At 38.7% G+C, this 6,202-nt stretch carries 4 protein-coding genes; 3 read left to right on the top strand and 1 reads right to left on the bottom strand.

Annotated elements, in window-relative coordinates; genetic code table 11:
* Positions 1–1,455, top strand: a 1,455-nt coding sequence (locus ACFIO3_RS07205) for a YifB family Mg chelatase-like AAA ATPase (protein ID WP_375704255.1), incomplete at its 5' end; no start/stop codon positions are given.
* Between the two features lie 11 nt (positions 1,456–1,466).
* Here ACFIO3_RS07205 and ACFIO3_RS07200 read toward each other — a convergent pair.
* Positions 1,467–2,372, bottom strand: a complete 906-nt coding sequence (locus ACFIO3_RS07200) for a transporter substrate-binding domain-containing protein (protein ID WP_375704254.1) — start codon at positions 2,370–2,372, stop codon at positions 1,467–1,469.
* Positions 2,373–3,277: 905 nt separating this feature from the next.
* On the opposite strand from ACFIO3_RS07200, the gene gyrB reads away from it, so the two are divergent.
* Positions 3,278–5,710 (top strand): DNA topoisomerase (ATP-hydrolyzing) subunit B, encoded by a 2,433-nt coding sequence (gene gyrB, locus ACFIO3_RS07195; RefSeq protein WP_375614324.1) that lies wholly within the window; start codon positions 3,278–3,280, stop codon positions 5,708–5,710.
* 118 nt (positions 5,711–5,828) lie between these two features.
* Positions 5,829–6,202 (top strand): class I SAM-dependent methyltransferase (locus ACFIO3_RS07190; protein ID WP_375704253.1); only part of this gene is annotated, 374 nt, incomplete at its 3' end.

Genomic DNA, 6,202 nt, shown 5'->3' with positions numbered 1-6,202 from the left:
GGTAAAATAGGAATGGCTATTGTTGGATTAGCTGATAAGGCAGTTGCAGAAAGCCGTGAACGTGTACAAGCAGCCCTCCACGCTTGTGGACTTTCTATGCCTACTAAACGAATTACGATTAATCTTGCACCAGCTGATTTACCTAAAGAGGGATCACATTATGATTTGCCAATTGCCGTAGGCTTAATGCTTGCTATGGAAATCCTCCCTCCTGAAGTAGCAGAAGACTATGTCATTTTAGGAGAATTATCATTAGATGGTTCACTTACCGCTGTTCATGGTGTGTTACCAGCCGCCATGACAGCTTTATCACTCGATAAAGGACTGATTTGTCCTTTTCAATGTGGACCTGAGGCAGCATGGGCAAATGCAGAAATAAATATTCTTGCCCCAGAGACTCTGCTCACTATAGTCAACCATTTCAAAGGAACCCAAATTCAAAAACGTCCACAACCGCGCCAATATACTATCGAAACTGAGCTTCCAGATCTTTGCGAAATCAAAGGACAAAAAACAGCCAAACGTGCCTTAGAAGTTTGTGCTGCTGGACGCCATAACCTTTTGTTTGTAGGTCCCCCTGGTGCTGGAAAATCTATGCTAGCGCAACGCTTACCTTCCATTTTGCCACCTCTTGATAGCCGTGAGCTTTTAGATGTCTCTCTGATTGCTTCTATTACAGGAGAAACGGTTCATAATACCATTTCACTTCATTGCCCCTTTCGTTCCCCACATCATTCTGCGTCCATGGCCGCAATGATTGGTGGAGGGCTTAAAGGACGACCGGGAGAGGTCTCCCTTGCTCATAATGGTGTGTTATTCCTTGATGAATTGCCTGAATTTTCTCCACAGGTTCTTGATTCTCTTCGTCAACCTTTAGAAAGTGGGGAGTCAGTTATCGCCCGCGCTAATCACCATATTAGCTATCCTGCTCGATTCCAACTTATTGCCGCAATGAATCCTTGCCGTTGTGGTATGGCAGGCGAAAAAGACCATGTTTGCCCTAAAGGGATACGCTGTCAAATCGATTATCAGTCCCGTATTTCTGGTCCTCTGCTTGACCGAATTGATTTACGGATTGATGTCCCTGCTTTGACGGCTATGGACCTTATGCAACCAGAACAATCAGAAAAAAGCTGCGACGTTGCCAAACGCGTCGCACGGTGCCGTACCATTCAAGCTAAACGTTTTTCAACAATGGGGTTTGATCATATTCGTACCAATGGCGATTGCCCTGCCAAAATTATAGAACAGATTGCCATTCCTGATAAAAGTGCGACCATACTCTTACGAGATGTGAGTGAAAAAATGCACCTCTCTGCACGCGCTTATCATCGTATTCTCAAAGTTGCACGCACAATTGCTGATCTTGACGGATCAGATACTCTTTCACGCTATCATCTCGCAGAAGCTATTTCCTATCGACTAGGCGCAGAAAGATTAACAGCCCTTAACTAAAAAACTACTCATCAATAAAAACTTATTGGAAAATAACGCAAATAAAGTTCTGTAAGTTTACCATCCTCTTCTAAAGATTTCAGCGCATAATTGAGTATATCAACCAATTTTTCATTCTTTTTTGCAACAGCAAGCTGCATTCCTTGCCCCAATAACTGTGGCGCCATATATGCCCCCCCAACAAAATGACAGCAATTCGCGGTTTTTGAATCGTTTAGCCATAAAGATAAAGCAAATCCATCATCAAAAATAAGATCAATTTTACGCTCCTGTAACGCTTTATAGAGCTCCGCCCTGCCTTTAAATTCTTGTCCTTTGGCTTCAGGAAAATAGTGATGAAAGAGCTTTTCGTGAACACTTTTAGATAAAACACCACTGGTTAAATGTACCAATTGATCACTTATTGGCTCATCGAGATTTAAAAGTCGAGTAGCAACAAATCGCGCTGGAAAACGCAAATATGGCTTTGTAAAAACAAGATCTTGCTGGGTTTTATTTGTTTCTTTTAAACCTGCAATAATAACTTCTGCACCACCATTGTTAACATGTTCTACAAGCTCTTTCCAAGGAACAACTTCTACTTCACAAAACTTCTCTAATTCTAATTTTGAGCAAATAGCACGCAATAAATCGATATTATAACCTGCAAGATGCCCCGTTTGATCAAGAAAATTAAAAGGAGGAAAATCAAAAGTTGTTACAAAACGCAAACGAAAGATATCCGTTGTATCAGGTTGTACCAAATGTTCATGCGAATCAAAAAAAGAAGGCAGCCTTTCAGCTTCTGCGTAAGAGGAAAATAGAACCCCCCCTGCTACAAATAAAATACGAATAAAAATATTGTATGGATTATTGAATAAAAGATACCGTAGACGCAATTGAAGATGTTTTACATATATAGATTTTTTTATTTTCAAAATCTCTCCCCCATTTTCAAAACTAAGATGCAACTCTCCTTAATTATTATCTAACGCACTTCACCAAAATATCTGGCGTTTAATAAATAAAATTCTTGCTATTTTTTAAAACTGTTAAAAAATTTAACAGTTTTCATATATTTTTTTTGAAACCATTGAAAATACTTCTTAAAAAATTGCGTGAATAAGCCGTACAATAGCGTTTTATTTTGAATAAGAAATGTAACCTCCATGGACAGGAATAATACAAACAAATATACACAATATTCTCACCTCAATTTAACATACAAAAAGTTAAAAAACTTAGAGAACGCGTAATATTAACTTCATTAAGATTGAAGATTGATTTATAGGTAAGAAAGTAAAAGTCTCGTTAGTGTAACATAAAGATGCACAACTAATTTTGAAATATTATGCATATGCAAAAATAAACAATAATACTACTCTTTACATAATTTTAAAATTTACGTTTAAAGTTTACGTAAAGCATAATTGGCCTCGTCCTCAAATTTTAAAGGAAAAGGATTCGTACCAACGTTGTTCTGTAAACAGTCAGCTTCTCTCGATAAATTACGCTTTTAATTTCTTTAGTCTTCTCATTGTGATTCACTTAACTAAAGGCGTTTAAGCCCTGCCCTGAATATTCACCACGCACTGTAAAAATACTTAAATATACCAAAGAGGTGCTTACTTGTCTTATATTATCACCCTAAATGACGGTATTTTACTGTATAATTGTGTCATATCATTTCATCATTCTTTCCATTATATATCGACAGATATTGAATCTAGATCTGATATACGGTAAATGTTTAATGTGGTTATTCCATAAATAACTTATCAGAACATTGAGCTTTAAAAAAGCGGATAAAATATTGAAATTGAACACAGGAATGGACTAACTTATGAGTGATGAAATAACCTCACCGGCACAAAGCCATGACTATGATGCGGCTTCTATCAAAGTTCTCAAAGGTCTTGATGCTGTACGCAAACGTCCTGGGATGTATATCGGTGACACTGATGATGGATCGGGGTTACATCATATGGTCTATGAAGTTGTAGACAATGCTATCGATGAGGCTTTAGCCGGTCATGCAACTCTTGTAAACGTCACACTCCATGCTGATGGTTCTTGTTCTGTTCGTGATAATGGACGTGGAATTCCGACAGATATCCATCCAACAGAAGGTATTTCTGCAGCTGAAGTTATTATGACACAGCTTCATGCCGGCGGAAAGTTTGATCAAAACTCTTATAAAGTTTCAGGCGGATTACACGGTGTTGGCGTCTCTGTTGTGAATGCACTCTCTGTTTGGCTTAAATTGCAAATCAAACGCAATGGTAAAATTCATGAAATATCATTTACCCACGGGGTAGCTGATGCTCCATTAAAAGTTGTTGGCGATTGCGATCAAGAAAGTGGAACAGAAATTAGATTTTTACCAAGCTCTGAAACCTTTACTATGGTTGAGTTTGATTTTGAAACTTTAGAGCGTCGTTTACGGGAATTAGCCTTTCTAAATTCTGGGGTTTATATTCTTCTTGTTGACGAGCGTCATGCTGATATTAAATCCGTTGAATTGCATTATGAAGGTGGATTAATAGAGTTTGTGAAATATATTGATCAATCAAAAAAAGCGCTGCTTGATACTCCTATTTATATTACAAGTGAAAAGGATGGTATGAGCGTTGATGTTGCTCTATGGTGGAATGATTCCTATCATGAGAAGGTCTTGTGTTTTACCAATAATATCCCTCAGCGTGACGGTGGAACTCATTTGATAGGTTTCAGAAGTGCCCTTACACGCCAAATTAATGGCTATGCTGAATCTTCAGGTATTGCTAAAAAAGAAAAAGTGAACTTAACCGGTGATGACTGCCGTGAAGGATTAACAGCTATTCTTTCTGTCAAAGTTCCTGATCCAAAATTTTCTTCACAAACAAAGGATAAGTTAGTCTCTTCTGAAGTGCGCCCTATTGTTGAAAGTTTGGTCAATGAAGGTCTTTCAATATGGCTGGAAGAACATCCTCATGAAGCAAAACTTCTCATTAGTAAAGTGGTAGAAGCTGCAACAGCACGTGAAGCAGCACGCAAAGCACGTGAACTCACAAGACGAAAAGGGGCGCTTGATATCACTTCTCTACCAGGAAAGCTTGCCGATTGCCAAGAACGAGATCCCGCAAAATCAGAAATCTTTATTGTCGAGGGGGATTCGGCTGGCGGTTCAGCAAAAAGTGGGCGCTCACGTCAAAATCAAGCAATTTTACCCCTTCGTGGTAAAATCCTCAATGTTGAACGAGCACGTTTCGACCGCATGCTCTCATCTGATATGATTGGAACACTTATTACAGCTCTTGGAACGTCTATCGGTAAGGATGAATTTTCACCCGATAAATTACGTTATCATAAGATTATTATCATGACAGATGCGGACGTTGATGGAGCCCATATTCGTACGCTGCTGCTCACTTTCTTTTTTAGACAAATGCCCGAGTTGATTGAACGTGGACATCTTTATATTGCTCAGCCTCCTCTTTATAAAGTATCGCGTGGAAAATCTTCCCAATATATTAAAAATGAAGCAGCGTTTGAAGAATTCTTGATCGATACTGGATTAGAAGAAACAACGCTTGAGCTTTCAACGGGAGAAGTTCGTGCAGGAGCTGATTTGTATCAACTCGCTAAAGATGCTCGTATATTACGTCAACTTTTAAATGGTCTTCATACCCGTTATGACCGTAATATTGTTGAACAAGCAGCAATTGTTGGCGCTTTTAATCTTGAAGTCTTTGCAACACAAGAAAAAGCGCAAAAAATAGCAGATACTGTAGCACTCCGCCTTAATCTGATTGCTGATGATATGGAACAAGGTTGGAGTGGACAATATACAGCAGATGGAAGTTTATGTTTTGAGCGTATTTTACGTGGTGTTAAAGATGTTGTTACGCTTGATGTGGGACTTATAAATTCAACTGACGCACGCCAAATTGATCGCATTTCCCAAAATTTTATCGACATATATCATCCTCCTGTTCTTTTACGTCGCAAAGATAAAACAGAGCGTATTTTTGGTCCTATGAGCCTTTTAGAGAGCATTTTTACAAACGGTAAAAAAGGTGTTACTCTTCAACGTTATAAAGGTCTTGGGGAAATGAATGCTGAACAACTTTGGGAAACAACGCTTGATCCCAATGCACGTTCTCTTTTACAAGTAAAAATTAATGATGCAACCGATGCAGATTCACTCTTTTCTCGTCTCATGGGTGATGAAGTTGAACCTAGACGTATTTTTATTCAAGACAATGCCTTAAGCGTTGCCAATCTTGATATCTAAAGATACTCTTCTGTTTTTGGCTGTGTAAACGTCGTAGTTTTATACGTTGTTTTTTCGTAGTTGAACATTCCCTCTCTATTTCATTTACGATAAAAGAAAAATAAGGTAGATCATATACATGGCAATTGAAACAGAACGTGTAGGAACCAAGGGTGGCATGGAGCACTCTTTTGGTTTTACAAGAGTAGATGAAACACAAAAACAATCCATGGTGGATGGTGTGTTTCATTCTGTCGCTGAAAATTATGACAAGATGAATGATATCTTATCCTTAGGGCTACATCGTGTGTGGAAAAATTCCATGATTGCTTGGCTTTCCCCACCAGCACTTTCTCATTGGAAAGTTCTTGATGTCGCTGGCGGTACAGGTGATATTGCTTTTCGTATTCTTAATGCTTCACGCCAAAAAGCCCATGCTACAGTGCTTGATATTAATGGCTCAATGCTCAGCGTTGGTAAAAAACGCGCACAAAAAAATGGTCTTGCCCCTCT

The organism is Bartonella sp. AD328YNZD, assembly GCF_042196425.1.
This window is presented reverse-complemented; position numbering and strand designations above follow the sequence as displayed.